The following is a 25,925-nucleotide window of genomic DNA, read 5'->3' as shown; positions in this document are numbered from 1 at the left end:
CTCGCGGGGGCCGGCGTGTCACCTGTTGCCCACGCACTTGGCGTGGAGATCGAGCAGCCGCCCCTGGGGGTCGTAGGTCCGCTTCAGGCTCCGGTAGGCGTCGCCGTTGTACAGCCGCCAGAACTCGTCCTCGGTGTAGAACGCGTCGGAGTACAGCGACTTGTGCCCACCGAGGCGGGTGACCTCGGCCTCGATCAGGCGGTTGTGCAGCGGTCCGCGCTGCCCGGGCCGCATGGGGACCATGCCCCAGAAGCCGAAGTTGACGTAGAGCCGGTCCTGTTGCAGCGGGTAGAGCGGCCAGACGTGCCGGTCCTCCGCGCCGGGCGCCGGCTTCTCGCGCAGCCGCAGCGGGCACATCCACACCGGGGTCATCCCGATCTCGGTGTGGAAGAAGTCGAGGAAGTCCGCGCCGCGGTCGACGGGCACCTCGATGTCCTGGATCACCGGTTCGGACTGCGGCCGCCCGCGGTAGTGCGCCAGCAGGCGGCTGAAGTCGGTGCGGCGGTCCAGGGCGACCAGACGGCGGTAGACGTCGGAGCGCTTCAGCGAGCGCGGCCACATCCGGCGCAGCACGGGGTGCTGCACACCGAAGGCCCGGGAGCACCAGAACCAGTCGGTGTCCCACCGCCACAGGTAGTCGTGGACGGTCAGGTAGTCACCGGGGCCGGTGCCGGAGTGGCGGGGGATGGAGCGGTAGTAGATGCCGGCGCCCGTGTAGTCGCTCCGCCAGGGTGCGTGGTCGGTGAAGCGGGCGAGGGTGAGGTACAGCTCGTCGCGCGCGAAGGCCACGCCGTCGACGAAGTCCACCGGCAGTCCGTCGTGCGCGGCGTCCGCGCAGATCCGGCCGAGCGCGTCCATGGCCGCCTCGGCGGAGTCGAACCGCAGGTGGCGCAGGTGCACGTAGGGCTTGACGGGCTCCAGTTCGATCCGCAGCCGCAGGCTGTAGCCCAGGGTGCCGTAGGAGTTGGGGAAGCCGTGGAAGAGGTCGCGGTGCTCGTTGTCGCGCCGGGCCGTGACGACGTCGCCGGAGCCGGTGAGGATCTCGATCTCGGTCACGGACTCGTGCGGCAGGCCGTTGCGGAACGAGGAGGATTCGATACCGAGACCGGTGACGGCGCCGCCGAGGGTGATGGTGCGCAACTGCGGGACCACGAGCGGCATGAGGCCGTGCGGCAGCGTTGCGGCGACAAGGTCCTCGTAGGTGGTCATGCCGCCGACCTCGGCCTCCCGGGCGTCGGGGTCCACGGCCAGCACGGAGGAGAACGCGCGCACGTCCAGCCGGGCCGCCGGAGCGGACCGGCCGAACCGGAACAGGTTGGAGGTCGGCTTGGCGAGCCGGACGGGAGCGTCGGCGGGCAGCCGGGCGTAGTCGCGTCGCAGGCGCTGGACGGCCTCGACGTGATCGGCAAGGTCCCGTTGGGCGGTCGGACGGGTCATGTTCACCTGCTTGGCCACAAGGCGACATCGTACGTAACCGGCCGCGCTGCGGGACAGCCGACACGGCATGCAGCGCAGCCTATTCCTACTCACTGGTAGGCGTCCGGCGAGGCCCCGGTTCGGCCGGGGTCGGCCATCGCGGCGGCGCCGGAGGCGGGCGCGGCGCTGGAGGCGGCCACGCGCTGCCGCCCCGGTCCCCGCTGGCGGCGATCGGCGGCACGCCGACGTCTCGCCCGTACCCCGTGAGCGCGTTCCACGCCGGGGGGCGCCCCGGCCGAGCCGTCGGGGCGGAACCGCGCGCATTCGTGGCGGGCTGCGAACCGCTCCCGCACGGGATGCTCGGGTTCGGGGTTCGCCGACCCGGCGGGCCGGGGCGTGTTCGAAAACCTCGCCTCGGTGTGGAATCGACGGAATCGACGCGTGCCGCCCCGGACCTGTATGACGCCTCCGGTACCGGAGGAGCCGACGGCCAAGAAGACCCCGCTGCGCGCCGGCGGCATGCGCCTGCCGGGAGGCGTAATACGGGTGCGGGGCGGGAGCTGCGCTTGATCCCCTTCTGCCGGTCCGGGCACCGGACGCCCGGCGACCCACCGTGTCCGGGACGGCAGGCAGCGGATCCGGGTGGCGCCGCACGGCGACCGGGCCGGCCGTGGCACCCGGCGGCGGAACGCCTGACCGACCGGCCCGAACACGACCGGGCGGTGGCCGCCCGCCTTGGTAAGCCCGTCCTGAGGTTCGGGGCCACCGTTGTGATCGCGGCCCTCGGGGAACGGCGCTGAACCGCACGCCCGAGTCGCGGCCCGCCACCGCCCTGGTTCCCCGACGCCGAGCCCCGGGAGTGCTCCGCGACGGTCGCCGAGGGCGTTCGGAACCCGCGCACGGACGCGTCCGGCCCGAAGACGCCTGGGGGACACGTCCGCCCACCGTGCGGGTCGTGTTCCGGGAGCCCCGCCTACCTCGTCGGCTCCGTCCCGGGGTCCACCGTCTCGCCGGGAGCGGGAGGCGTCCCCGAACGCACCGTCCGCCCCGGGGGCTGACGGCCGTCCGGCGGAGGCCGGGCCGGGCATATCATCGGCTGACGTGCGCATCGTTCTCGTCGACTCCGGAATCGGGCTGCTCTCCACCGCCGCCGCGCTTCGGCAGGCCCGGCCGGACGCCGATCTCGTCCTGTCCATGGACCCCGACCACATGCCGTGGGGTCCGCGCACGGCCGAGGAGATCGTCGACCGCGCGCTCGCCGGTGCGCGGGCGGCGCTGGCCGAGCGGCCGGACGCCGTCGTGGTCGCCTGCAACACCGCTTCGGTGCACGCGCTGTCCGCGCTGCGCGCCGAGCTCGAACCCGGCGTCCCGGTGATCGGCACCGTTCCGGCGGTGAAACCGGCCGCCGACCGCGGCGGACCGGTCGCCATCTGGGCCACCCCCGCCACGACCGGCAGCCCGTACCAGCGCGACCTCATCGACCGGTTCGCCAGGGGCGTGCCGGTCACTCCGGTGCCGTGCGACGGCCTGGCCGACGCGATCGAAGCGGCGGATGAGGCGGCCGTCGACGCGGCCGTGGCCCGCGCCGCCCGGCTGACGCCTGCGGAGGTGCGCGGCGTGGTGCTGGGCTGCACCCACTACGACCTGGTCGGCGGGCGGATCGCCGCGGCGCTCGGCCACCGTCCCGTCATGTTCACCGCCGCCGCCGCGGTCGCCGCGCAGACGCTGCGCAGGCTCGGCACCACGGCCCGGCCGGACGCGCCGCACACCGGGACGCTGCGCGTGCTGGCCAGTGGGCGCCCCGGCGAGCTCCCGGCCGCCGCGCTCCGTTACCCGGCCGGCGCGCTGCTCGCCGCGGCGCCCGCCGCCGGTTGAAACCGGCCGCATCGGCCGATCGTCCGCCGCCGTCTCCGTTCTCGCTCCGTTCTTGCGCGGCTGCCGGCTGACGGCGCCGCGCCGTTCCCGCCCGGCGCAAGGCGCGGGCGGCCCGGTGTCACACCGGCGCGCGCTGCTCCGCCACGGCGCCGGAGAGGGTGCGGATCAGCGTGCGCACGCCCGCCGTGTCGTCGTCGTGCAGCAGCGACTCCAGCAGGGCGAGGGCGGCGGTCTGGTCGCCGGGGGCCCGGCGGACCTGTTCCCACTGGGGGCCGACGGCGACGTCGGTGAGCATCAGCGTCCGGCCCACCTGGCCGAGAGCGTTGAGGAGGGCGGTGTCCTCGGGGAGATGGGCCAGGGCGGCCAGCACCAGGTCGGCCTGCCGCTCCGGGTCGACGCGGTCGGGTTCCTCGTCGCGGAGGTGGCCGAGCAGGTGCTCGGCGGGTACCGGCGGCTCGGCCGCGGGGATCCGTTCGACGTAGCCCCGCGCCTCCGCCAGATCCTCACGCAGGTCGTCGCCGCGGCGGATCGCGCCCAGCGCGCGCTGGGCCCGGCGCAGCGCGCCGTGGGCCACCCAGCGGGCGCCGCGGGCGGCGGCCAGGCGGGTGGCGCTCAGGGACAGCTCCAGGCACGGCCGGTGCGCGCCGACCCGCTCCAGGTGGCGGGCCCAGGTGGTGAGGGTGACGCCGAGCCGCCAGTCGTTGCGCACGGCTCCGTGCTCCACCAGGTGCTCGGCCGCCTCGGTCCAGGCCAGGCGCAGGTGCGGGTGCGCGTCGGCCTCGCGGACGTCGGGCAGCGCCGCGACGGCGTCCTGCGCGGCCCCCGCGCCCGTACGAGCCAGCCAGGCCAGCAGCCGGGCGCGTTCGAACCGGATCCGCCGGTCGGCGTCGGCCCGGGGCACGCCGCGCGGCCAGCGCGGCAGCCCGTTGCGCGCGAGGTGGTCCAGGACCGCCAGCGCGTCGCCGTACCGGTCCTGGTGCCGCAGCGCGCGCACGTAGCCGAACCCGTAGTGCAGCCCGACCTCGGCGCCGGCGGCCCGGACCCGCGCCGCCTGCTCGTCGAGGTGGCGCACGGCCTCGTCGGGCCGCTCATCGTCCACGAGCATGTCGGCGTGCGCCAGGGCGAGCGACTCGAAGGCGGGCTGCCCCGGCTGGACCTGCGTCCGCAGGTCGGTGAGCAGCGCGGCGCGGTCCACCACGTGGCCGGGGCCGTCAATGTTGGCGTAGCACCCGAGCACGTTCTCCGCGGCGCAGGCGGCGGCGCAGCAGTGCTCCGCCGTGTGGCCGGCGCCGGCGGGGTGCGCGGCGCGCAGCAGTGCCTCGGCGTCGGCGAGCGCGCCCGCGCCCTCGCGGCCGTGGCGCACCCGGGCGGCGAGCGGCCAGTACCGCAGGTAGCTCGCCAGCCAGGGCGCACCGGTGACCTCCCGCGCGGCGCGCAGGGCCGACGGCAGCTCCGCCTTCAGCCGCGCCACGTCGCCCGCGGCGGCGAGCTGTGGCATGCCGGCGACCGTGTCGGCCAGCACCAGGTGGCCGTCGGACCGGAGTCTTTCGGCGGTCTCCCCGACCCATGCCCACAGCGTCATGAACGTCCCCCTTCACCTGCGGCGACACCGAACGTAGCAGCGCGGCTACCGGAACGGACCGGGATCGCGAAAAGTCCCGTGCGGCGGGGCGGTTAGACTCGGGACGGACCGGGGGCGTCACAGGCGTCTCCCACTCATGGGGACGTTCCGATCCGCTCAGGGAGCTGTGGGCATGGGATGGTGGGACCGGTTCGGACTTCGCAGAGCGCGGCGCGGCGGTAAGAGCCGCTTCGACCGGCCGGCAGAGGATTCCGACATCGCCTCGCTCATCGAGTTCGCCAAGAGCCGGGTCGGGGTCGAGTTCTACGTCGAACCCGAGACCTTCGCCACCGGCACCACCGCCGTCGCGGTGGCCACCGACGGTGAGTGGATCCGGCGCCGGGTGGGTTCACCGGGTGTCATCCGCAAGGTCGCCCGTGATCTGGCACTCCCGGCCTACGATGTGCAGATCGTCGGATACCCAAAACGCATGCGCGAATGGACGGCTCGCAACAAGCGCGGCCTCTCACTGGACGACTAGGGAGAGCGTACGCTCCGCGGCCGCCCCGGTGCCGGCCACCTTCCGGTGGCCGGTCCGGACGGCGCGCCGCGGCGCTCCCCCGGGTGCGCGGGCCCCGACGCCGAACTCCGAGGCAGAAGGAAGACGCAGCGCCCATGAGCGCCCCCAAGGCCGCAGCACCGGCCGGACCGCCGAACGCGCCCAAGAGCGGCATGCCCCCGTGGCTGCCCAAGGCCATGGCACTCGCCCTGTGGACCATCGTCGCCTTCGGCATCGCGTGGTGGCTGTTCGTCCAGTTGCAGAGCCTTCTGGTGCTGCTCCTGGTCTCGCTGTTCCTGGCACTGGCGCTGGAGCCGGCGGTGAACTGGCTGCACGCGCACCGCTGGCCGCGCGGGCTGGCGACCGGGGCGGTCATCCTGGCGGTGCTGGCCCTCGTCGGCGCGTTCTTCACCGTGCTCGGCTCGATGCTGGTCGGGCAGGTCCTGGCGTTCGTCGACGAACTGCCCGCCATGACCCGGGCGGTGCTGCGGTGGGTCAACGCCACCTTCAACACCGACTTCTCCCCCACCAACCTGCTCAGCGAGATCTCCAGCGTCAGCGGACTGGTCGAGCAGTACGCGTCGAGCGTCTTCGGCAACGTGCTCGGCGCCGGCAGCACCATCCTGGCGGTGCTCTTCAACTCGCTGGCGGTCCTGCTGTTCACCTTCTACCTGTGCGCCGACGGCCCGCGGTTCCGCCGTGCCATCTGCTCGGTGCTGCCGCCGCGCACCCAGCGCGAGGTGCTGCGCGCCTGGGAGATCGCGATCGACAAGACCGGCGGGTACCTCTACTCCCGGGCGCTGCTGGCGCTGGTGTGCGGCGCGGCGCACTACCTGGTCCTGGCGCTGCTGGACGTCCCGTTCGCTTTCGCGCTCGCGCTGTGGATCGGGGTGCTCTCGCAGTTCATCCCCACGGTCGGCACCTACATCGGCGGTGCGGTGCCGGTGCTGGTCGCTCTCCTGGAAGGGCCGTGGCAGGCGCTGTGGATCCTGGTGTTCATCACGGTGTACCAGCAGTTCGAGAACTACGTGCTGCAGCCGCGCATCACGGCGCGGACGCTCGACATGCACCCGGCGGTGGCGTTCGGCTCGGTGCTGGCCGGAGCCGCCATCCTGGACGTGCCGGGCGCGCTCCTCGCGCTGCCGGTCGGGGCGAGCCTGCAGACGTTCATCAGCCTCTATATCCGCAGGTACCAGGTCGAAGAGCATCCGCTGCTGAAGGTCCAGGATCCGGACAGCGCGAAATCCGCTGGCGGGCCGGCCGTTGGGGTGCGGACCGGCGCGTACCAGGAGTCCACGGCCCCGGTGACCGTGGAGGCGGAGCCCCGGCCGACGGGCGGCGGCGCGGACGCCGGCGGCTCGGCGTGACGCGCGGCGTGGCCGGGCCCGGGCGCACCGGGCGGCGCGCCGGGGCCGGTGCAGCGCCCGCCGCGGCCCGGCCGCCCGCCGGTCTGGGGACGCCGTTTTTTGGCCGTTGATGACGACAGTTTGTAGGAACTCCTTCACCCAACCGGTTCCCTAACGCGGGGTCGGCATCGCATACTCGGCGTGGGAGGGGGAACTCAGGGATGAAACAGGAGCTGACCGCCCTGTGCTGCGAATGCGGCGCGATCCGCGAGGTGAGCGCCCGGCGCGGGGTCGGCGAGGCCCAGTCCGCCTACGGGGTCGCCCGTTGTGTGGTGCGGTGCATGTGCGGCGTCTGCGGGCAGCGCACCTACCACGCTTATCTGCGCGACGACACCGATCGCGACGAACTGGAGGACGCGCTCAAGCTGGACGACGCCCTCGCCGCCGAGGCGCTCGACGAGGAGATCGAGCAGCTGCGGCTGTGCGGGGTCGATATCGGGCACGCCCCGGTGCCCGCCATCTGGGACAGCCAGCCGGTGGGCATGGTGACTCAGCGGCTCACCGATCACGCCTACGCCATCGTGCTCGACCCCAACGCCTCCGTCGTCGCCCGCCTCAAGCTCATCGACCTCATGTGGAACGAACTCTCCATCGGCGATCACGACGACCGGTGGTACATCCAGCCCTCCGACGACGAATCCCCCGGCTACGCGGTCCGGCTCTTCGGCTACCGGCTGCGCCGCTGACCGGCCGGCCTCACGCGCCGCTCTCCACCGGCTCCCGCGCGGCGGCGTCCAGGCGGCGCAGCGCGGCGCGGGCGACCTCCGGGTCGGTGGTCCCCCAGTACGGTGGCAGCGACGCGCGCAGGAACGCCCCGTAGCGCGCCGTGGCCAGCCGCGGGTCCAGCACCGCCACCACGCCCCGGTCCGACATCGACCGCAGGAGCCGGCCGGTGCCCTGCGCGAGCAGCAGCGCCGCGTGCGTGGCGGCCACGGCCATGAACCCGTTGCCGCCCTGGGCGCCGACCGCGCGCTGCCGGGCCGAGGACAGCGGGTCGTCGGGCCGGGGAAACGGGATGCGGTCCACGATGACGAGCTGCAGGGACGGCCCGGGGACGTCGACCCCCTGCCACAGGGAGAGGGTGCCGAACAGGCAGCACCGCTCGTCGGCGGCGAACTCCTCGACCAGGCGGCCGGTGGAGTCGTCGCCCTGGCACAGGATGGGGAAGTCGAGCCGGTCCCGGAGCGCCTCGGCGGCCTGGCCGGCGGCGCGCATGGAGGAGAACAGGCCGAGCGCCCGCCCGCCGGCCGCCTCGATCAGGCCGGCGATCTCGTCGAGGTAGCGCTGGTCGAGACCGTCGCGCCCCGGCGGGGGCAGATGCCGGGCCACGTAGAGGATGCCGCTGCGGGCGTGGTCGAACGGGGAACCGACGTCGAGGGCGCGCCAGCGCGGTTCACCGGCCGCGCTCGTGTCCGCGCCGGTGTCGTCGCGTGCGGCGGGCCGGTCCGCGGCGGCCGGATCGGCGGCCCCGTCCCCGGCGGCAGGGGTGCCGGAGGCGGCGTCGGCCGGCGGCGCGGAGTCGTCGCCGCGCTCCCGGCCGAGCCCCCATTGCACGGCGAGCGCGCCGAACGAGCCGCCCAGCGCCAGCGTGGCCGACGTCAGGACCGTGGTGCGGTCGCCGAAAAGCTTCTCCCGCAGCAGTCCGCCCACCGCGAGCGGCGCCACGTGCAACCCGGGCGGCTGCTGCGGGGTCTTGGTCACCCACACGACGTCACGGCGCTCGCGCAGCGGCGGCTCGAAGGACTCCAGCAGCCGCACCGCGGTGTCGTGCACCTCTCCCAGCGCCGCCTGGGCGCGCTTGCGGGCGGCGGCCGCCTCGGGGTCGTTCTTGTCCTCGGGCGCGAGGCCGGACACACAGGCGTGCGCGGCGTCGCGGACCGCCGCGACCGCGGCGGCGAGAGCGTCGGGCAGGTGGTCGAGGCGGCCCGGCTCGCCATCGGTGAGCAGCAGTCCCAGCCCCTCGGCCGCCTCGGTGAGCCGTTCGGTGAGTCCGGTGTCGCAGACCCGCGCGGCGCGCTTGGCCGCGGTGCTCACCGACCGCTCGGACAGTGCCCCGGTGGCGACCGAGGTGACGCGGTCGACGAGTTCGTGCGCCTCGTCGACCATGAGCACCCGGTGCTCCGGCAGGATGTGGTAGCCCTGCATGGCGTCGATGGCCAGCAGGGCGTGGTTGGTGACGACGACGTCGACCGCCCCCGCCTCGGTACGGGCCTGCTCGGCGAAGCATTCTCCGCCGAACGGGCAGGCCGCCGCGCCGATGCACTCGTTGGCCGCCACCGACACCTGCCGCCACGCGAGGTCGCTGACTCCCGGCACGAGCTCGTCGCGGTCGCCGGTGATGGTCTCCTCGGCCCACTCGTGCAGGCGCTTGACCTGGCGGCCCAGCGACGACAGCGCGCGCGGGTCGAACAGCTCGGTCTCCTCGGTGTCGGAGTCCGAGGCCGTCTGGAGCCGGTGCCGGCACAGGTAGTTGCGGCGGCCCTTGAGGATGGCGAAGGTGGGCTCGCGCGGCAGCAGCGGTGCCAGGGCGGCGGCCAGGCGGGGCAGGTCGCGCTCGATGAGCTGCCGCTGCAGCGCGAGGGTGGCGGTGGAGACGACCACGGTGGTGTCGTTGGCCATCGCGTACCGGACGGCGGGCACCAGATAGGCCAGCGACTTGCCGGTCCCGGTGCCGGCCTGCACCACGAGGTGCTCCTGGGAGTCGATGGCCGCGCAGACGGCCTCGGCCATCTGGACCTGCCCGGATCGGCGGGCACCGCCGAGCGCGCGCACGGCGGCGGCCAGCAGGACATCGACCTGGGGAAGCTCTGCCACGCATGTGACAGTACCGCTCCGCACCGACCGCCGGGACACGTCGTGCACAGGCGGCTGCGCCGCGCGCACCGCCGGGCGGCCGCCCGCGCGTCCGGAGTTCAGCCGAGCGGGTGGTGCGGCGACACCGGTTCCGGCTGGTGCTCGACCTTGGTGGTCAGGTCGTCGTGCAGGAAGCAGTAGTAGCCGCGCACGTCCTGCGCGTCCTTCAGGGGGTGCTGGTAACTCCACACCGCGTCGGCGACCTCGCGATCGCCGACCCGCACGTTCCAGTACGTCGCCAGGCCCTTGTACGGGCAGTAGGCCCGGGTCCGGCTCGGGACCAGCAGGTCGCGCCGGACGTCCTCGGGCGGCAGGTAGTAACGGTTGGGCAGCCCGGTCTCGGACAGCACCTTGGTGTTCCCGGTGGCCGCGATCGTCTCGTCGCCGAGGGACACCCGCACCAGCCGGCTGGACTGCCGGGTGTCCACCCGGTGGAAAGGGTCCCGCAGGTGCCCGTGCACCCGCTCCTCTTCGTCGTACCAGGCGTCGGCGGCGTCCCAGTACATGGCCGCCAGCCCACGCAGCCACGACGCCGCGGGCTTCGGTTCCGGGTAGGCCCACACGGCGTTCTCCGCGGTGTGGCTGCCCACCGACAGCGTCCAGTAGGCGGCGTCGCCCTTGAAGGGGCAGTGCGTGGTGTGGTCGGTGCGGGTGAGCGTCGACCGTTTGATGTCCTCCCACGGCACGTAGAGCACCGGCGTCAGGCCGGTCTCGTGCAGCAGGTGCCCCTGCTCCGTGTCGAGCACGGTCTGCCCGCCCACCTCGGCGCGGACCCGGCGCGGGAACGGATGCATGAACAGGTCGTGGGCCGGGCCGTCGATCCGGTAGTTCACGGTGGTGGGCGCGTCGCCCGCCAGCGGGCCTCCCCCGAACGTCAGCGACATGGTGTGCCTCCTGCGGTGCGTCACGGCCGGTCCTGGTAGCTGGTGCCCTACCCATCCGGCGCGTGCCGTCCCCACCCCCGGCCGGGAACGTCGGTCTCGCGTGCCCGGCCCGGGACGCCCGCGCGGGCGGGTCCGCGTTACCGCCGGTGCCCGCTGTGCCGCCGGTCCCCCGCGCCGTAGCGGAGTCCGTCGATGAGCAGGGCGATCACGCGCCGCGGGTGGCCGGGGCGGTCGGCGTCCGTGGGCAGGCACAGGTTGGCGACCGCCTGCAGAAGTTCCATGGCCTCAAGGTCGCCGCGGATCTCCCCGGCCGCCGCCGCGGACGCGAGCAGCGATCCGAGGGCGGGCCGGAAACGGGCGTCGAAGTAGGCGGGCAGGGCGTCGAAGGCCGGGTCGCCCGAGTACAGGGCGGCGGCGAGACCGCGCTTGGTGGCGATGAAGTCGGCGTACCGGTAGAGCCACCGCTCCAGCGCCTCGCCCGGTCCGTACTCGGCCGCGAGGACGGGGGCCTCGTCGGCGCAGGCGTCCACCTCGTGGCGGAAGACGGCGGTGATGAGGTCGGAGCGGTGGGGGAAGTGGCGGTACAGGGTGCCGAGGCCGACGCCGGCCTTCGCCGCGATCTCGCGTACCGGGGCGTCCACTCCCGAGGTGGCGAACACCGCCTTCGCCGCTGTGAGCAGCGCGTCGACGTTGCGCCGCGCGTCGGCCCGCAGCGGCCGGGCGGACGTCTCCCGCCCCCCTGCCGCGCCGCCCGCCGCCGCGGCGGCGGGCCGGCCACCGGGCTCGATCCGTTCTCGCCCCACAGCGCTCCCCTGGTGGCTCACCGAACCATATGCGGCGCACACGGCCGAAAGTCCTGTTCGACCGATGATAGGCCACCGGGCCGGGGCCGGGCGCACGGTGAAGGGCACGGTCGGCCCGCCGGGCGGACGGACGGCACGCAGCGGGACCACCGGGCGCCGCGAGCTACGGCGGCGGTACTCACCCCATTGCGAAGTGGAACACGGATCCATATAATCGGATCACTGTTCCAGTTAGCTGGGCTCCGCGCCGCGCCCGCGCCCCCGGACGAGCCACTGCCCGGCCCCGTGCCGACCGCGCCATCCCCCTCGAAGGAGTTCCCGTGACCGACAGCGCCCAATCGATACGGATCAACGGAACGGCGGTCGACCCCCCGGACGACCCGCGCGTCTCCCTACTCGACCTATTGCGGGAGCGGCTCGAACTGCACGGTACGAAGAAGGGCTGCGACCAGGGAGCGTGCGGCGCCTGCACGGTGCTGGTGGACGGCGAACGCATCGTGTCCTGCTTGGCGCTGGCCGCGCAGTACGCCGGGCGGGACGTCGTGACCATCGAGGGACTGGCCGATGAGCACGGCCCGCATCCGCTGCAGCGGGCGTTCATCGAGCACGACGGCCTGCAGTGCGGCTACTGCACGCCCGGCCAGATCTGCTCGGCGGTGGGCATGGCGGCCGAGCTGGAACGCGGGGTGCCGAGCTACATCACCGCCGAGCTCACGGCCGAGCAGATCGCGCTCAGTCGCGACGAGCTGCGCGAGCGGATGAGCGGCAACCTGTGCCGGTGCGGCGCGCACAACGGCATCGTCGCCGCGATCGCCGAGACCTACGAGGAGACGCCCCGATGAATCCCTTCGCCTACACCCGCGCCGGCGACGCGGCCGACGCCGTCCGGCTCGGCGCGGCGGCCGGCGCGAAGTACCTCGGCGGCGGCACCAACCTGGTCGATCTGATGCGCGAGACCGTCGAGCGCCCGAACACACTGGTCGACGTGACCGGCCTGTCAGCGGCCATCGAGGAGCGCGCGGGCGGTCTGCTGATCGGCGCGGCGGCGCGCAACACCGCGGTCGCCGAGCATCGCGCCGTCCGCACCCGGTACCCGGTGCTCTCCCGCGCGATCCTCGCCGGTGCGTCCGCGCAGATCCGCAACATGGCGACCGTCGGAGGCAATATCCTCCAGCGGACGCGCTGCCCCTACTTCTATGACGGCGCCGGATTCCGCTGCAACAAGCGGAGTCCCGGCCAGGGCTGTGACGCGGTGCACGGGTTCAACCGCTCGCACGCGATCCTGGGAGCGTCGTCCGCCTGCGTCGCCGTCCATCCGTCGGACATGTGCGTGGCGCTCGCCGCCCTCGATGCCCGGGTGCACCTCCAGAGCGCCACAGGCGCGCGGACGGTGCCGCTGACCGAACTCCACCGGCTGCCGGGGGACCGTCCGGACATCGACACGGTTCTCGAACACGGCGAACTGATCACCGCGGTCGAGGTCCCCGCACCGGCACCGGGGATCCGCTCCACGTACCGCAAGGTCCGTGACCGGGCGAGTTACGCGTTCGCTCTCGTCTCGGTCGCCGCGGTGCTCGGTATCGAGGACGGGCGCGTCTCGGAGGTACGGCTGGCACTCGGCGGCGTCGCCCACAAGCCGTGGCGCGCCCGAACGGCGGAGCACGCGCTCACGGGCGGACCCGCCACGATGCAGGCGTTCCGCGACGCGGCCGAGGCCGAGCTCGCCGACGCGAAACCGCTGAACGGCAACGCGTTCAAGGTGGAACTCGCGAAACGCGCCATCACCGCTGTGCTCGGCGAGCTCGCGGGGAACGGGACACGAGCAGCATGAGGGACGGAAACGTGACCAACGAACCGACCGTACCGAGCCCCCTCGCGCTGGGGCCGGAGGAGTGGGGGCCCCACGCGATACCCGACCCGCTGGCCCGGGACGGCCACGAGCGGGTCGGTGCGCCGATGCCGCGCATCGACGGCCCGCAGAAGGTGCGGGGCGCTGCGCCCTTCGCCGCCGAGTTCCCGCTCGACGGCATGGTCTACGCCGCGCTCGTCTTCAGCACGATCGCCAAGGGGCGGATCACCACGCTCGACACGGCCGCCGCGGAGGCCGCACCGGGCGTGGTCCTCGTCATGACCCACCGGAACGCGCCGCGCATGCGGCCGATGCCGTTGTTCGAAACCAGTGAGAAGGCGGCGGGCGCCGACACCCTGCCGATCATGCAGGACGAGCGCGTCCACTGGAACGGGCAGCCGATCGCCGTCGTCCTGGCCGGGACACAGGAACAGGCCGACCACGCGGCCACGCTGGTCACCGCCGCATACGAGACCGAGCGCGCCGTCACGGCCTTCGCGCAGGCGAAGGCCGCCGGCACGGATCCGGGTCATTTCCACGGTCCGCTGCATCTGGAGATCGGCGACGCGGAGGAGGCGCTGACGGCGTCGGCCGTCGCGGTGGACGCCACGTACCGCACGCCGCCGCACAACCACAACGCCATCGAGCCGCACGCCGCGACCGTGGCTTGGTACGGGGACGAACTCGTGGTGCACGACGCGTCCCAAGTGGTGTCGCACACCGCGTGGTCACTGGCCTACATCCTCGGGATCGAAGAGTCGCAGGTGCATGTCACGTCCCCCTACGTGGGCGGCGGCTTCGGCGGGAAACTCCTGGGCCAGCACCAGGTGCTCGCGGCGGCGGCCGCGAGGCTCGCGGGCCGTCCGGTACGGATCGTGCTCTCCCGCGAAGGCGTGTACCGCCTGATCGGCGGCCGCGCCCGCACCGAACAGCGCGTGGCCATCGGCGCCGACGCCGACGGACGGTTCACGGCGCTCATCCACACCGGTACGCACGCGACGACCCGGAACAACGCGTGGCCGGAACCGTTCATGCTGGCGACGCACAGCCACTACGCGGCGGGCAGCTTCAAGCTGGACCTGCGGATGGCCTACCTCGACATGCTCGCCAACGGCAGCATGCGCGCACCGGGAGGCGCCGTCGGCGTCTACGCCCTCGAATGCGCGGTGGACGAACTCGCGGTGAAACTGGGCATGGACCCCGTCGAGCTGCGCGTCCGCAACGAACCCCGTAGCGGCCCGACCGACGGCCGGCCGTTCTCCTCACGCCACATCGTCGAAGCCTGGCGCGCGGGCGCCGAGCGGTTCGGGTGGGCGAGACGGAACCCTGCGCCCGGCGCGGTCCGCGACGGCGAATGGCTGGTGGGCATGGGCTGCGCGACCGCGTCGCACCCCTACCTCCGGATGCCCGGCGGAGCGGCGCGGATCACGCTCACCGCCACGGGCCGTGCCCGCGTGGAGGTCGCCGCGCACGACATGGGCATGGGAACCGGCACCGCACAGACACGGATCATCGCCGAGCGGCTGGGATTGCCGCCGGACCGGGTGTCGTTCGCGTTCGGCGACTCCGCGATGCCCGGGCTGGTGCCGGCCGCCGGATCACAGCAGAGCGCGTCGATCGGCGCGGCCGTGGTCGCCGCCCAGCACGCCCTCGTGGCCGAGTTGCTCAAGCTCGTCGGCGACGACTCGCCGCTCGCCGGACTCGACGCGAACGAGATCGGCGCCATGAACGGCGGCCTGGCCCGGCTCGGCGAGCCCGGGCGGCACGAGAGCTACGCCGCCATCCTCTCCCGTGCCGGGCGCGACGAGATCTCCGTCGAGGCCGCCGCTCCCCCGCCGCTCGAAATGACGAACCTGTCGATGCACTCGTTCGGCGCGATGTTCTGCGAGGTTCGCGTCAACGCGATCACCGGCGAGACGCGCGTCAGCCGCTTCCTCGGTTCGATCGACTGTGGACGCGTCCTCAACGCCCGGACCGCCGCGAGCCAGATCCGCGGCGGGATCATCATGGGACTCGGGCTCGCGCTGATGGAGGAGACCCAGTTCGACGAGCGCTACGGCCGCATCCTCAACGCCGGACTCGCCGAGTACCACGTGCCCGTGCACCTGGACGTACCCGAGATCGACGTGATCTGGACCGACATCCCCGACCCGTACGCGCCCGTGGGCGCACGCGGTATCGGCGAACTCGGCATCACCGGAGCCGGCGCGGCCGTGGCGAACGCGATCTTCAACGCCACCGGCAGGCGCGTCCGTGACCTGCCGCTGACGCTGGACAAGCTGATGTGACCGCCGGACCCGCCGGATCAGTAGTTGTCGAGGTCGTCGGCGAAGGCGACGGGACCGCTGAAGTACGAGGCGATGGTGGCGCGCGCGGTCGCGATATTGGCGTCGTTGAGCGGGTTGCGCGTCAGGACCACGGTCTTGACGCCTGATCGCTGCGCGAGGAGGCCGACCCCGCCGCCGCGTTCGCCCAATCGGCCCGGCTGGCCACCCGCATCGCAAGGACGCGGCCCGAGGTCGCCAGAATCCTGGTACGACACGGAATGTCGTTATTGGACCAAGCAACGCACTGGACTCGGCAGAGGCGGACGTCCGCCGCACGCGACCAGCGGCAGGGAAGGACATTCGTTGTTGGGCGTTTTCACCCTGGTCAAGCACCGATCGAACGGTCCGAGTATCGAAACCGGCTCGATCCGGTGTGACGTGTCCAAAGTGTCTGTGGAGCTAAGGGGATTCGAACCCCTGACCTCTTGCATGCCATGCAAGCGCTCTACCAACTGAGCTATAGCCCCTCGCGGCATCCTCAACTTTACCTGACCTGGAGGGGTGCCTCGGCCCACGGCGCTCCACCCGGCCTTCGTCACGCGTCCACCCGAGGGTCGCCGCCCGGGACCGGCCCGCGGGCACCTGGCAGCGAAGTCCGGGACGGTGACGACGCGGCCGGGGTCCGCCCGAGCGCATCGACGTTCTCCGCGTACGGCGCCTGGCCGCTGCTCGTCTGTCGGAGTAGTGCAAGGGCTTCCTCGGAGGGGGAGCCGGTGGGGGTCGTGCATACGACCAGTACCTGGTCCGGTGAGCGGGCGATCGACAAGGTCTGCTGAGTCACGGTCACCGTGCCGACGACGGGATGGTGCAGTTCGTAGGACGCGGCGTCGCAGGGTGCCACGCGGTGGTCGCCCCAGAGCGCGACGAACTCCGGGCATTTCATCGTCAGTTCGCCGATCAGCTCCGCGAGCAGCGGGTCCTCCGGATGCCTGCCGACGGCGATGCGCAGGTTGCCGACCACCGCGCGGGCCTTGCGCTTCCAGTCCGTGTACAGCTCCCGGCAGTGCGGATCGAGGAACAGCAGCCGGCTCATGTTCGGCCGCCCCGTCAGGTCGTCCGGGCTGTGGAAGTCCAGGTGCCCGGCCAGCAGCGCGTGCCCGAGGGTGTTCCACGCCAGCACGTCCGTACGCCGGCCGAGCACCAGCGCCGGGACGCCGTCCACGGCGCGCAGGAGGTCTCGCGTCTCGTCGGCGAGCTTCTCGGGCCGAGGACGGCGCGCGCGGGGAGTGCGGCGGGCGGCGTCGGCGAGCCGGGTGAGGTGCTCGCGTTCGTGGTCGTCGAGCAGCAGCGCGCGGGCGATCGCGTCGAGCACCTCGGCCGAGGCCCCGCGGGACAGGCCCTGCTCCAGCCGCGTGTAGTAGGAGACGCTGACGCCCGCCAGCTGGGCCAGTTCCTCGCGCCGGAGCCCGGCGACCCGCCTCCGGGGGCCGAAGTCGCGCAGGCCGACGTCTTCCGGTCGTAGCCGCGCCCGTCGGGCCTGCAGGAAGTCGCCGAGTGGGCCAGGTCCGTCCATGCCGCCAGTATGCGGGTCACGGCCCGGCCCCCGCCACACCCTGCGAGTGGTAGGACAACGCGGGAGTGGTTCATGCGCGCCCACGTGTCCAGGCTCGGTCTCACCCGAATCGAGGACGGACCACATGGACCAGATCACCCTGGGTGAAGTCACCGTCACCCGCATCAAGGAGTACTACGGCTCGGTCGAGATGACCCCGGGCCGGTTCTTCCCGGGCAGTCCCGACGGCTCGTGGGAGGAGCACCGCGGCTGGCTGGCGCCCGATTTCTGGAACCCGGAGACGGACGAGTGCCACTCGGCGATCCAGTCCTGGCTACTGCGGAGCGAGGGCCGCACGATCCTCGTCGACACCGGCGTGGGCAACCACAAGGACCGGCCCTACGCACAGGTGTGGAGCCGCCGGGACACCGGCTACCTCGACAATCTCGCCGCTGCCGGGGTGGCGCCCGAGGACGTCGACATCGTGATCAACACACACCTGCACATCGACCACGTCGGCTGGAACACCCGCCTCGACGGCCGTACCTGGGTGCCGACCTTCCCGAACGCCACATACCTGATGACGCGGCGGGACTTCGAATTCTGGGACCCGGCCAACGAGCACGAGACGGTGCTGGGCCGCGGGAACCAGAACGTCTTCGAGGACAGCGTCACGCCGGTTCACCAGGCGGGGCTGACGCACCTGTGGGAGGGCTCCTACCGGATCGACAGGAACCTGCGGCTCGATCTCGCTCCCGGGCACACGCCCGGATCGTCCGTGCTCACCCTGGAGTCCGGCGGCGACCGGGCCCTGTTCGTCGGGGACCTGGTGCACAGCCCGCTGCAGATCGTGGAGCCGGGGACCAATTCCTGCTTCTGCGAGGACCCGGCCGAGTCCCGGACCACCCGTCACAAGCTGCTCGGTCACGCCGCCGAGAACAACGCGCTCGTCTTCCCCGCGCACTTCGCCGGCCGAGGCGCCGCCGAAGTCGAGCGCAACGGGTCGAAGTTCGCGATCAAGGAGTGGGCGGCCTTCTCCCGCATCTCCTGAACCCCCCGGAAAGGAAACGTTTCCCGTGAGCCAGTACGCGGACCCGATCGTCCGAACCTCGGCCGGCGCCGTGCGCGGCGTCCGCGACGACTTCGGCGAGTTCTACCGCGCCATCCCCTATGCGGCGGCACCGATCGGTGCCCGCCGTTTCACCTCGCCTGCGCCGCACCCGGGCTGGTCCGGCGTCCGCGACGGCACGCGCCCCTCCCCCACAGCGCCCCAACCGGTCCGCGACTTCGGCCGGCTCGACATGGCCCCCTACTTCGGGCCGGGCTGGGTCCGGGGTGAGGAGTACCTGACCGTCGACGTCCGCACGCCCGCAGCCGACGGCGGCAGCCGCCCCGTCATGGTCTTCGTGCACGGCGGCGGATTCGTCACCGGCTCGAACCGCGCCGCGCTCTACGACGGCAGCGCGTTCGCCCGCGACGGCATCGTCCTCGTGACGGTGAACTACCGCCTCGGTGTTCCCGGTTTCCTCGACCTGAAAGGCGCTCCGGCCAACCGCGGGATGCTCGACGTGCTCGCCGCGCTCGGCTGGGTACGCGCCACCATCGCGGCGTTCGGCGGCGACCCGGACAACGTCACGATCTTCGGCCAGTCCGCAGGCGCCACGCTCGTCGGAGCGCTCCTCGCGACGCCGGAGGCCAACGGCCTGTTCCGGCGGGCGATCATCCAGAGTGGCAGCGGCACCGGCGCCTTCACCCCGGAACAGGCGCAACGGGTCACCAGCACGGTGGCCGCCGCGCTGGGCGTCGAACCGACCGCCGAAGCGTTCGCCGCGATCCCGGACGAGCGCTTCCTGGAGATCCTGCCCGCACTGGCCGGGCTCGACCTGCGCACCAGCACCGCGACGGACCCGCTGGCCGGCCTCAGCCCGTTCAGCCTGGTCCTCCCGGTCCAGCCCGCCGACGGTCTCGCAGCCGGCCCGGCCCGCGACGTCGACCTGCTCATCGGCACCAACACCGAAGAGGGACACCTCTACCTCGTGCCGCAGGGCGACCTGGAGTCCTCCACAGAAGCAGACGTGCTCGCCATCGCCGCCCGGGTGCACGCGGACCCAACGGCCGCGATCACCGCGCACCGCGCGGCAGAACCGAACGCGACACCGGGCCGGTTGCGCTCTGCCGTACTCGGGGAGGCCCTGTTCGGGGCCGGGACGGCCCGCATGGCGCAAGCCCACGCACAGATCTCCGGCGGCCGCACACACGTCTACTCGTTCGGGTATCGCTCGACGGCCCTGAACGGACAACTGGGCGCCGCTCACACCGTCGAGCTGCCCTTCGTCTTCGACATCGCCGATAAGCCGTGGCTGCACGGTGACACGGGCCTGCTCGGGCCCGACCCCGCCCCGGCCGGCCTCGCGACCCGCACGCACACCGCGTGGGTCACGTTCGCCGGCACCGGAAATCCAGGCTGGAGCGCGTACGACCCGCACCGGCCCGCGGCGCATGTCCTCGGAAGCTGAACCTCCCACCGGACCGGCGGCCCGCCTGGTCGGAGGTGTACTTCTCGCATCCCGGTCACCACCCCGCGGCTTCGCTGGACTGGCCGCTCCCGAGAGGGAAGGTCGTGCCGGTGAGCCTCTCCGACTCCTCCCACAAGCGCCGCGCGACCTTCGCGTCGCGGGTCTTGGCCGAGCGTCTAGCGGGCGCGGGGGCGCCTCTCATCCCCAGGGAGCACAGTCTGCGCACGCGCGGCGTGGGACGGCTCTCGCTGCGCGACCTCGCCAGAGAAGTAGGCGTCAGCCACGCGGCCCCGCGCCGGCACTTCCCTGAACGCCGGGACCTGCTGGACGCTCTGGCGGAGGCGGGATTCAGGCGCCTCGGTGAGAGCATCCGTCACGCGATCAACGGCCTGGCCACCTTGGTCAACACCGGCCTGATCGACGGTGGCCGGTTGGACGAGCTGACCGATACGGCGGTGAACCAGTTCCTGAAGGGGGCCGCACCGTGAACCCGCGGCGACGGCGATCAGGTCCGGCGCCCTGGTCGGCGACAAGCGAGGCGACCGGTACGCGTACCGCACCCGCACCCGGATGAGCCCGTCGCCGGCCTCCTCGCCCACGTCGCCACCGACGCGCCGACCGGCCCGCGCGCGAAAACGAAACGTGCCCCGCCATCAGACGGGGCGCGTTTCGATGCGCTCAACTTATGTGGAGCTAAGGGGATTCGAACCCCTGACCTCTTGCATGCCATGCAAGCGCTCTACCAACTGAGCTATAGCCCCTGGTGGGAGACGGCCCGGGTTTCCCCGGCCGACTCCCAGAACAATAGCGGAGTCGCGGCGGTTAGTCGAAACGGTTGCCGCGCCGCCGCTCAGCGGTCGTCGCTGAGCTGGGGCTCGGCCGGCAGGGTGCCGGCGTTGTGCTCCAGCAGCCGCCAGCCGTCCCCGTCGTGGCGGCGGGGGCCCAGGACGGACCAGGCGCAGTTGTCCAGCGGGCCCAGGGCGTCGCGGTGTTCGGCTGGCAGGCCCAGCAAGTGGGCGATGCCGGCGCGCAGGGCCGCGCCGTGGCTGGCGACCACCAGGACGCCGCCCTCGGGGACGGCGGCCAGGTGGCGCAGGACGGCCTCGGCGACGCGCTCGGCCACGGCGGCCAGGTCCTCGCCCTCCGGGATCTCCCAGCGGGCGTGCTCCTCGGGCCAGCGTTCGCGGATCTCGGCGCCGGTGAGACCTTCCCACAGTCCGCCGGAGCGCTCCCGGAGGCCCTTGTCGTGCTCCACGGGAAGGCCGGTGCGGCGGGACAGCGCGGCGGCGGTGTCGGCGGCGCGGCGCAGGTCGGAGGCGACGATGGCGTCCGGGCGCAGGGCGCTGAGCAGCCGCGCGGCGTGCTCGGCCTGGGCCCGGCCCGTGTCGTTGAGGGGGATGTCGGTATGGCCCTGGAACCGCTTCTCGGCGTTCCAGTCGGTCTGCCCATGGCGCCAGCAGACCACGCGGCGGGGTTGGGTCACAGGTTCACTCCTGACCACTGCGGATCGACGGTCGGGAGCCGTCCCGGGCGCGCGGCCGCGGCCGCCCGTGGGGGCAGGGCGGCATCGCCCGCCCGCACGGGTCGTTCCGGCGGGGCGGACGGCCGGGCGGGGCCGGTGGACGGCTCAGAGTTCGCCGGAGCTCGCCGCGCGCGCGAGGCCCCTGGCGTCTTCGGGGAGCGGGATCACCGGGCAGTCCTTCCACAACCGCTCCAGCCCGTAGAAGCCACGCTCCTCCTCGTGCTGAACGTGCACGACGAGGTCCACGTAGTCGAGCAGCACCCAGCGCCCGTCGCGTTCGCCCTCGCGGCGGACCGGCTTGGCACCGGCGGCGCGAAGCCGCTCCTCGATCTCGTCGACGACCGACCGCACCTGGCGGTCGTTGGGCGCGGAGCACAGCACGAAGGCGTCAGTGATCACGAGTTGCTCACTGACGTCGTAGGCGACGATCTCCTGCGCGAGTTTGTCGGCCGCCGCCTCAGCGGCGATGTTCACCAGCTCGACGGCCCTGTCCGTGGCGGTCACGATGTAGCAGCTGCCTCCCTGGGGTCCTGCCCCGCCGGCGGATGGGTCCGGCAGCGCTCAGTCGGCGCCGAAGGCCATTCCGTCGTCGAGGTAGAGCCCGGTCTTGTTGATGTAACGGACGATGCCATCGGGCACCAGGTACCAGATGGGCTCGCCCTTGCGGACGCGTTCCCGACACTCGGTCGAGGAGATGGCCAACGCCGGGATCTCCACGAGACTGACCTTGCCGTCGGGCAGCCCGGTATCGGTGAGCCGATGACCTGGACGGTTACAGCCTACGAAATGCGCGAGTTCGAAGAGTTCATCCACGTTGCGCCAGCTCAGGATAGCGCCCAGCGCGTCGGCTCCGGTGATGAAGAAGAGTTCGACGTCCGGACCATAGATCGACCGCATCTCGCGCAGGGTGTCGATCGTGTAGGTGGGACCGGCACGGTCCACCTCGATCCGGCTGACCCGGAACTGGGGGTTCTCCGCGGTGGCGATGACGGTCATGAGGTACCGGTGCTCGGCGGGAGTGACCTTGGAGCAGTCCTTCTGCCAGGGCTGCCCCGTCGGCACGAACACCACCTCGTCCAGGTGGAAGAGATGGGCCACCTCGCTCCCCGCGACCAGGTGTCCGTGGTGGATCGGGTCGAAGGTGCCCCCCATGATGCCCACCCGCCGCGGCCGCGGCCGGCCCGGCACGAGCGCGTCGAGAGGACTGGTCGATTCGTTCGGCACGGCTTTGCTTTCGCTCGGTTTCCGACCCGATGTCGGGTTGCTTGTCCAACGCCGAGACTAACTCGGGCCATCGCACCGGTTATTCCCCGACCTACCCACCACTCCGCCGGGAAACGCGTCATATCTTGATGCCCGAAACCGTGGCGCGCCGGGATGCCCGACGCATAGCATGCCGACATGTCCAACACGCCCGATCGCACCCGCGTCCGCCTCGCCGACATCAGTTCCCGTGCCTACGAGCACCCGGCCGACCGCGGCGCGCTGGTCGCCCTGCGGTCGCTGCGGGGTTTCGACGAGGTGTTCAAGCGCCTGTCCGGCCTGTTCAACGAGCGGGCGCTGCGCCTGATGTACCTGTCCAGCTCGGTCCGGGTGAGTGAGCGGCAGTTCCCCGATGTGTACGACTACGTGCGCGACGCCGCCTACGTGCTCGACCTCGACGAGGTTCCCGAGCTGTACATCCAGCTCAACCCGCAGCCCAACGCCATGGCCATCGGCAGCAACAAGCCGTTCATCGTCATGACCACCGGCCTGTTCGACCTGCTCACCGCCGAGGAGCAGCGTTTCGTCGTCGGCCACGAGGTGGGGCACATCCTGTCCGGCCACGCCGTGTACCGGACGATGCTGCTCGCGCTGATCCGGCTCGCCACCCGGGTGGCCTGGATCCCGCTCGGCTACATCGGCCTGCGCGCGATCGTCACCGCGCTGGAGGAGTGGTACCGCAAGTCCGAGCTGTCCTGTGACCGCGCCGGTCTGCTCGCCGGTCAGGACCCCGACGCGGCCAAGCGGGCGCTGATGAAGCTGGCCGGCGGGTCGCGGCTCGCCGAGATGAACTCCGACGCCTTCCTGGAGCAGGCCGCGGAGTACGACCGGGGCGGCGACGCCCGGGACAGCCTGCTCAAACTGCTCAACCTCATGGGCCACACCCACCCCTTCGCGGTGGTCCGGCTCGCCGAACTCGACCGCTGGGTCAAGGACGGCTCCTACCAGCGCATCCTGAACGGCGACTACCCGCGGCGCGACACCGACGGCAACACCTCGATCGCCGAGGAGGCGCGCAACGCCGCCAACTCCTACCGCGAGTCCTGGGAACGCACCTCCGACCCGCTGTTCGGCACGCTGCGCGACGTCGCGGGCAGCGCGGCCAGCGCGGGCGGCAAGCTGTTCGACTCGGTCGCGCACCGGGTGCGCAACGCCGGCCGCGGCCAGGACGGCAGCGGAACCTGAGCGGCCGGCGTCCGTGGGTCCGCGGCGCTGCTCCGGCCCGCCGCTCCCCCCTCGTGGGCGCCGCGCGGTGGGGCGTAGGGTCGGGCCATGCGTCTACTGGCCAGGCTCGGGGGCACCGACACCGCGATCGCCGCGCTGACCGCGGTCACCGCCCTGTACATGGCGCTGGTGGTGCTGGGCAACATCACCGATCCGGACGCCAACACGGCCTACGTGCGGCATGTCCTGGCCATGGACACCACGTTCGACCAGCCCCCCGCCGCGTGGCGGGCCATCACGCACCCCGCCGCGGTCACCGTGGTGTTCGTGGGGATCGTCGCCTGGGAGGCGGCCATCGCGCTGGTGCTGACCGCGGCGCTGGCCGTGTGGTTCCGCCGGCCGGAGTCGGCGCGCCGGCTGGCCTCGCTCGGCTGGGTGTTGCAGATCCTGCTCTTCGGCGGCGGCTTCCTCGCCGTCGGTGGAGAGTGGTTCCAGATGTGGCAGTCCGCGGAGTGGAACGGCACCGACCCCGCCGTGCGCAACGTCCTGATCGCGGGGATCGGCCTGATCCTGGTGCACACCGGCCGCGCGCACCGGGCCGGGAGCCCGCAGGCCGCCCCGGACGGCCACGACGCGACGGTCGGCCGGGCCGGCCGGTAAGCCCCCGACTCCCCGGTCACGCCGGAGGCGCCGCCCCTGCGGCGCCCGCTCACGCGCGGGAGGGCCGGTGGCCGCCACGGCGCAGCCCGGCCCGCAGCGCCTCCTGCACGTACAGCCGGGCGGCCAGCTGCTCCGGGTGGTCGGCCATGACTCGGGTCACCACCAGCGCGCGCTCCCGCTCCGGGTCCGGCCGCTCGGTGCGGTGGGTGGCCACGAGACGGCCGTCCGCGCGGACGATCCGCCAGTCGGGGTAGCGTTCCCGGATCTCCTGGAGCAGTCGTTCTCGGCCGTCGCCGACCTCGGGAAACGTCACCATCACCGTCACCTCGCCACGGAAACGCACAGGTCAACGCTAGAAGCCGCGTTTTCGGCGCTCAGCCGGATTTCTCGAAATTTCTCCGAGAGCCGCCCGAGGCCGCACGCCACCGCCCGGGCGGCGTCCCGGCGGGAACGCGCTCACGGCAGTTCCCGGCGGATCCGGGCCAGGACCCGCCGCGCCGCGTGGCCGTGGGCGGCCACCCGTCCGAGCTCGGTGAAGACCCTCCGGTAGGGCGTGATGGCGTCGGCGTCGGCCAGCCGAAGCTCGGCGCCGATCGTCTCGACCAGGACCAGCTCGTCGTCGAAGAGCCAGAAGCCGTGCGTGGGCACCGCCGTCACCTCGATGTTCGTCGGCACGATGCCGATCCGGACATGCCCCGCACCGATGAGGCCGGCGATCCGGTCGAGCTGGCCGGCCATGGTCTCGGCGGGGCAGATGAGCAGCCGCAGCGCCGGCTCCCACAGCAGGAACTCGAACCTGCGGTGCGGTTCGGCGAGCAGCCGCTGGCGGCGCAGCCGGGCGCGGACCCCCTCCTCGACGTCGTTCGGCGTGCCGTGCAGTTCCACCGTGCGCCGCAGGATGTGCCGGGCGTAGTCCGGCGTCTGCAGCAGGCCGGGCACGCACGCGGACTCGAAGTTGCGCACCGCGCGGCTGCGCTTCTCCAGCTCGTGAAAGGCTCGCTGCCGGGCCTGGGTGCCGGTGGCCAGCTGCCGCCGCCAGCTCGTGTAGTGGGTCTCCAGCGTGCGCAACTGCACGAGCAGCTCGTCGGCGACCTCGGCCGCGCCGCACGCGCGGGTCCACGCCTGGACGTCGCCGCCCACGGCGGTCTGCCGCCCGTGCTCCAGCTTGCTGATCTTGCTGGGCGACCAGCCCAGCAGCTCCGCGAGCCCACGCCCGCTCAGCCCGGCCGCCAGCCGGAGCTCCCGCAGCCGGGCCCCGAGCGTCTCCCGTGCCGTCTGGTAGTCGGTGCTCATCGGCCCGCCACGGATGCCGTCACGGTGCGCCGCCCGGGGCCCGCTGCCCGGCGTCGCCGCGCAGGACGGGGAACGGTCGCGGCGGAGCCGGCAGCACCCGCGCCCCGCCCGGCTCCGGGCACGCCACGCGCGCCGGCCCGGTCCCCCGCCCGGCGGGCCACCGAGCCGGGCGCGTCCCGGCGCTGTGCTGCGCGGCCCAGCTGAACGCACGGCGCAGCGCGGTGGTTCTCCCCCGCCACCGCACGGTCCGCGAGATCCGGCGGCCGGCGGCGCGGCACGGCGCGAAGCGGACCAGCAGCTCCCTGGGCACCACGACGAACTCCTCGCCGTCGAGGACGTCGCGGATCTGGGCCAGGGCCTCGGGGTCGGTGAGCCGGCGCCCCTGAACGACGATCTCACCGGAGTCGGTCTCGTACAGCGTGGGGCAGCCCCCGCCCTGCGAGGTCGATCCGAGCATGCGCAGCTTCACGTGCCTTCTCCTT

At 72.9% G+C, this 25,925-nt stretch carries 24 protein-coding genes, 2 tRNA genes and 1 pseudogene; 12 read left to right on the top strand and 15 right to left on the bottom strand.

Annotated features, from left to right (window positions below; translation table 11 throughout):
* Positions 1 to 18: 18 nt before the first annotated feature.
* Positions 19 to 1,437 carry an FAD-binding oxidoreductase gene (locus ACFQRF_RS20195; protein WP_379872850.1) on the bottom strand — a complete coding sequence of 473 codons (1,419 nt, stop codon included), beginning with the start codon at positions 1,435 to 1,437 and terminating at the stop codon, positions 19 to 21.
* A gap of 1,080 nt (positions 1,438 to 2,517) precedes the next feature.
* Between ACFQRF_RS20195 and ACFQRF_RS20190 the strand changes: the two genes are divergently transcribed.
* Entirely contained in the window at positions 2,518 to 3,291 is a 774-nt protein-coding gene (locus tag ACFQRF_RS20190) for a glutamate racemase (RefSeq protein WP_379872700.1), read from the top strand.
* A 118-nt stretch (positions 3,292 to 3,409) separates the two neighbouring features.
* Here the strand turns inward: ACFQRF_RS20190 and ACFQRF_RS20185 are convergent, their stop codons facing one another.
* The gene (locus ACFQRF_RS20185; protein ID WP_379872699.1) at positions 3,410 to 4,873 is read right to left on the bottom strand and encodes a hypothetical protein; all 1,464 of its coding nucleotides are present in this window, start codon (positions 4,871 to 4,873) and stop codon (positions 3,410 to 3,412) included.
* A gap of 172 nt (positions 4,874 to 5,045) precedes the next feature.
* Here ACFQRF_RS20185 and ACFQRF_RS20180 point away from each other — a divergent pair, with 172 nt between their 5' ends.
* From ACFQRF_RS20180 to ACFQRF_RS20170, 3 genes are all read left to right on the top strand, one after another.
* Entirely contained in the window at positions 5,046 to 5,393 is a 348-nt protein-coding gene (locus ACFQRF_RS20180) for a hypothetical protein (protein ID WP_379872698.1), read from the top strand.
* Between the two features lie 134 nt (positions 5,394 to 5,527).
* On the top strand, positions 5,528 to 6,778 hold the full coding sequence (locus tag ACFQRF_RS20175) for an AI-2E family transporter (RefSeq protein WP_379872697.1): 1,251 nt from the start codon (positions 5,528 to 5,530) through the stop codon (positions 6,776 to 6,778).
* Between the two features lie 200 nt (positions 6,779 to 6,978).
* Positions 6,979 to 7,503, top strand: coding sequence for a DUF6315 family protein (locus tag ACFQRF_RS20170; protein ID WP_379872696.1), 525 nt, complete (start codon positions 6,979 to 6,981; stop codon positions 7,501 to 7,503).
* Between the two features lie 10 nt (positions 7,504 to 7,513).
* On the opposite strand, the gene ACFQRF_RS20165 is transcribed toward ACFQRF_RS20170, so the two are convergent.
* The 3 genes from ACFQRF_RS20165 to ACFQRF_RS20155 all read right to left on the bottom strand — a co-directional run bounded on the left by ACFQRF_RS20165 (position 7,514) and on the right by ACFQRF_RS20155 (position 11,357).
* Positions 7,514 to 9,631: an ATP-dependent DNA helicase gene (locus tag ACFQRF_RS20165; RefSeq protein ID WP_379872695.1), complete on the bottom strand. Its 2,118-nt coding sequence runs from the start codon at positions 9,629 to 9,631 to the stop codon at positions 7,514 to 7,516.
* Between the two features lie 98 nt (positions 9,632 to 9,729).
* Complete coding sequence (locus ACFQRF_RS20160) at positions 9,730 to 10,554, bottom strand: DUF427 domain-containing protein (protein ID WP_379872694.1); 825 nt, start codon at positions 10,552 to 10,554, stop codon at positions 9,730 to 9,732.
* Positions 10,555 to 10,691: 137 nt separating this feature from the next.
* Positions 10,692 to 11,357: a TetR/AcrR family transcriptional regulator gene (locus tag ACFQRF_RS20155; protein ID WP_379872693.1), complete on the bottom strand. Its 666-nt coding sequence runs from the start codon at positions 11,355 to 11,357 to the stop codon at positions 10,692 to 10,694.
* 320 nt (positions 11,358 to 11,677) lie between these two features.
* On the opposite strand from ACFQRF_RS20155, the gene ACFQRF_RS20150 reads away from it, so the two are divergent.
* The 3 genes from ACFQRF_RS20150 to ACFQRF_RS20140 are packed head-to-tail and all read left to right on the top strand — an operon-like array spanning position 11,678 to position 15,494.
* Positions 11,678 to 12,199, top strand: a complete 522-nt coding sequence (locus tag ACFQRF_RS20150) for a 2Fe-2S iron-sulfur cluster-binding protein (protein WP_379872692.1) — start codon at positions 11,678 to 11,680, stop codon at positions 12,197 to 12,199.
* A complete protein-coding gene (locus ACFQRF_RS20145; protein WP_379872691.1) occupies positions 12,196 to 13,188 on the top strand; it encodes an FAD binding domain-containing protein in 993 nt (330 codons plus the stop codon). The genes ACFQRF_RS20150 and ACFQRF_RS20145 overlap by 4 nt, the downstream gene beginning before the upstream one ends.
* A gap of 11 nt (positions 13,189 to 13,199) precedes the next feature.
* The gene (locus tag ACFQRF_RS20140) at positions 13,200 to 15,494 is read left to right on the top strand and encodes a xanthine dehydrogenase family protein molybdopterin-binding subunit (protein ID WP_379872690.1); all 2,295 of its coding nucleotides are present in this window, start codon (positions 13,200 to 13,202) and stop codon (positions 15,492 to 15,494) included.
* Between the two features lie 17 nt (positions 15,495 to 15,511).
* Here ACFQRF_RS20140 and ACFQRF_RS20135 read toward each other — a convergent pair whose 3' ends face one another.
* The 3 genes from ACFQRF_RS20135 to ACFQRF_RS20125 all read right to left on the bottom strand — a co-directional run bounded on the left by ACFQRF_RS20135 (position 15,512) and on the right by ACFQRF_RS20125 (position 17,046).
* The gene (locus tag ACFQRF_RS20135) at positions 15,512 to 15,748 is read right to left on the bottom strand and encodes a hypothetical protein (RefSeq protein WP_379872689.1); all 237 of its coding nucleotides are present in this window, start codon (positions 15,746 to 15,748) and stop codon (positions 15,512 to 15,514) included.
* A 179-nt stretch (positions 15,749 to 15,927) separates the two neighbouring features.
* A tRNA-Ala gene (locus ACFQRF_RS20130) sits at positions 15,928 to 16,000 on the bottom strand.
* Between the two features lie 68 nt (positions 16,001 to 16,068).
* A complete protein-coding gene (locus ACFQRF_RS20125; RefSeq protein WP_379872688.1) occupies positions 16,069 to 17,046 on the bottom strand; it encodes a helix-turn-helix domain-containing protein in 978 nt (325 codons plus the stop codon).
* 124 nt (positions 17,047 to 17,170) lie between these two features.
* Between ACFQRF_RS20125 and ACFQRF_RS20120 the strand changes: the two genes are divergently transcribed.
* The 3 genes from ACFQRF_RS20120 to ACFQRF_RS20110 all read left to right on the top strand — a co-directional run bounded on the left by ACFQRF_RS20120 (position 17,171) and on the right by ACFQRF_RS20110 (position 20,029).
* Positions 17,171 to 18,076: an MBL fold metallo-hydrolase gene (locus ACFQRF_RS20120; protein WP_379872687.1), complete on the top strand. Its 906-nt coding sequence runs from the start codon at positions 17,171 to 17,173 to the stop codon at positions 18,074 to 18,076.
* Positions 18,077 to 18,101: 25 nt separating this feature from the next.
* Positions 18,102 to 19,541 carry a carboxylesterase/lipase family protein gene (locus tag ACFQRF_RS20115; protein WP_379872686.1) on the top strand — a complete coding sequence of 480 codons (1,440 nt, stop codon included), beginning with the start codon at positions 18,102 to 18,104 and terminating at the stop codon, positions 19,539 to 19,541.
* A gap of 110 nt (positions 19,542 to 19,651) precedes the next feature.
* Entirely contained in the window at positions 19,652 to 20,029 is a 378-nt protein-coding gene (locus ACFQRF_RS20110; protein ID WP_379872685.1) for a TetR/AcrR family transcriptional regulator, read from the top strand.
* Between the two features lie 200 nt (positions 20,030 to 20,229).
* Here ACFQRF_RS20110 and ACFQRF_RS20105 read toward each other — a convergent pair.
* From ACFQRF_RS20105 to nadD, 4 genes are all read right to left on the bottom strand, one after another.
* A tRNA-Ala gene (locus ACFQRF_RS20105) sits at positions 20,230 to 20,302 on the bottom strand.
* An 89-nt stretch (positions 20,303 to 20,391) separates the two neighbouring features.
* Complete coding sequence (locus ACFQRF_RS20100; RefSeq protein ID WP_379872684.1) at positions 20,392 to 21,024, bottom strand: histidine phosphatase family protein; 633 nt, start codon at positions 21,022 to 21,024, stop codon at positions 20,392 to 20,394.
* Between the two features lie 144 nt (positions 21,025 to 21,168).
* Positions 21,169 to 21,567 (bottom strand): ribosome silencing factor, encoded by a 399-nt coding sequence (gene rsfS / locus ACFQRF_RS20095; protein ID WP_379872683.1) that lies wholly within the window; start codon positions 21,565 to 21,567, stop codon positions 21,169 to 21,171.
* 57 nt (positions 21,568 to 21,624) lie between these two features.
* Positions 21,625 to 22,287, bottom strand: a complete 663-nt coding sequence (gene nadD, locus ACFQRF_RS20090) for a nicotinate-nucleotide adenylyltransferase (protein WP_379872682.1) — start codon at positions 22,285 to 22,287, stop codon at positions 21,625 to 21,627.
* Between the two features lie 177 nt (positions 22,288 to 22,464).
* Here nadD and ACFQRF_RS20085 point away from each other — a divergent pair, with 177 nt between their 5' ends.
* Together ACFQRF_RS20085 and ACFQRF_RS20080 are read left to right on the top strand one after the other, a co-directional pair.
* Entirely contained in the window at positions 22,465 to 23,511 is a 1,047-nt protein-coding gene (locus ACFQRF_RS20085; protein WP_379872681.1) for a M48 family metallopeptidase, read from the top strand.
* 87 nt (positions 23,512 to 23,598) lie between these two features.
* Positions 23,599 to 24,150 (top strand): DUF2165 domain-containing protein, encoded by a 552-nt coding sequence (locus ACFQRF_RS20080; protein ID WP_379872680.1) that lies wholly within the window; start codon positions 23,599 to 23,601, stop codon positions 24,148 to 24,150.
* Positions 24,151 to 24,199: 49 nt separating this feature from the next.
* On the opposite strand, the gene ACFQRF_RS20075 is transcribed toward ACFQRF_RS20080, so the two are convergent.
* The 3 genes and pseudogenes from ACFQRF_RS20075 to ACFQRF_RS20065 form a co-directional block, all read right to left on the bottom strand.
* The gene (locus ACFQRF_RS20075; RefSeq protein ID WP_379872679.1) at positions 24,200 to 24,493 is read right to left on the bottom strand and encodes a hypothetical protein; all 294 of its coding nucleotides are present in this window, start codon (positions 24,491 to 24,493) and stop codon (positions 24,200 to 24,202) included.
* Between the two features lie 113 nt (positions 24,494 to 24,606).
* Complete coding sequence (locus tag ACFQRF_RS20070) at positions 24,607 to 25,443, bottom strand: helix-turn-helix domain-containing protein (protein ID WP_379872678.1); 837 nt, start codon at positions 25,441 to 25,443, stop codon at positions 24,607 to 24,609.
* A gap of 277 nt (positions 25,444 to 25,720) precedes the next feature.
* A pseudogene (locus ACFQRF_RS20065) lies at positions 25,721 to 25,912 on the bottom strand (hypothetical protein); the annotation flags it as partial.
* Between the last annotated feature and the right edge of the window lie 13 nt (positions 25,913 to 25,925).

It is taken from the genome of Marinactinospora rubrisoli (genome assembly GCF_042664915.1).
GTDB classification, from domain to species: Bacteria; Actinomycetota; Actinomycetes; order Streptosporangiales; family Streptosporangiaceae; genus Marinitenerispora; species Marinitenerispora rubrisoli.
The sequence above is the reverse complement of the archived record's forward strand: the minus strand, read 5'-3'. Positions and strand labels throughout refer to the sequence as shown.

Bases quoted from the DNA above. Each gene is read 5' to 3' on its own strand.
- ACFQRF_RS20125 (WP_379872688.1), bottom strand. From the start codon at position 17,046: ATGGACGGACCTGGCCCACTCGGCGACTTCCTGCAGGCCCGACGGGCG.
- ACFQRF_RS20160 (WP_379872694.1), bottom strand. From the start codon at position 10,554: ATGTCGCTGACGTTCGGGGGAGGCCCGCTGGCGGGCGACGCGCCCACC.
- ACFQRF_RS20080 (WP_379872680.1), top strand. From the start codon at position 23,599: ATGCGTCTACTGGCCAGGCTCGGGGGCACCGACACCGCGATCGCCGCG.
- ACFQRF_RS20175 (WP_379872697.1), top strand. From the start codon at position 5,528: ATGAGCGCCCCCAAGGCCGCAGCACCGGCCGGACCGCCGAACGCGCCC.
- ACFQRF_RS20145 (WP_379872691.1), top strand. From the start codon at position 12,196: ATGAATCCCTTCGCCTACACCCGCGCCGGCGACGCGGCCGACGCCGTC.
- ACFQRF_RS20085 (WP_379872681.1), top strand. From the start codon at position 22,465: ATGTCCAACACGCCCGATCGCACCCGCGTCCGCCTCGCCGACATCAGT.
- ACFQRF_RS20180 (WP_379872698.1), top strand. From the start codon at position 5,046: ATGGGATGGTGGGACCGGTTCGGACTTCGCAGAGCGCGGCGCGGCGGT.
- ACFQRF_RS20185 (WP_379872699.1), bottom strand. From the start codon at position 4,873: ATGACGCTGTGGGCATGGGTCGGGGAGACCGCCGAAAGACTCCGGTCC.
- ACFQRF_RS20070 (WP_379872678.1), bottom strand. From the start codon at position 25,443: ATGAGCACCGACTACCAGACGGCACGGGAGACGCTCGGGGCCCGGCTG.
- ACFQRF_RS20170 (WP_379872696.1), top strand. From the start codon at position 6,979: ATGAAACAGGAGCTGACCGCCCTGTGCTGCGAATGCGGCGCGATCCGC.
- ACFQRF_RS20120 (WP_379872687.1), top strand. From the start codon at position 17,171: ATGGACCAGATCACCCTGGGTGAAGTCACCGTCACCCGCATCAAGGAG.
- ACFQRF_RS20195 (WP_379872850.1), bottom strand. From the start codon at position 1,437: ATGACCCGTCCGACCGCCCAACGGGACCTTGCCGATCACGTCGAGGCC.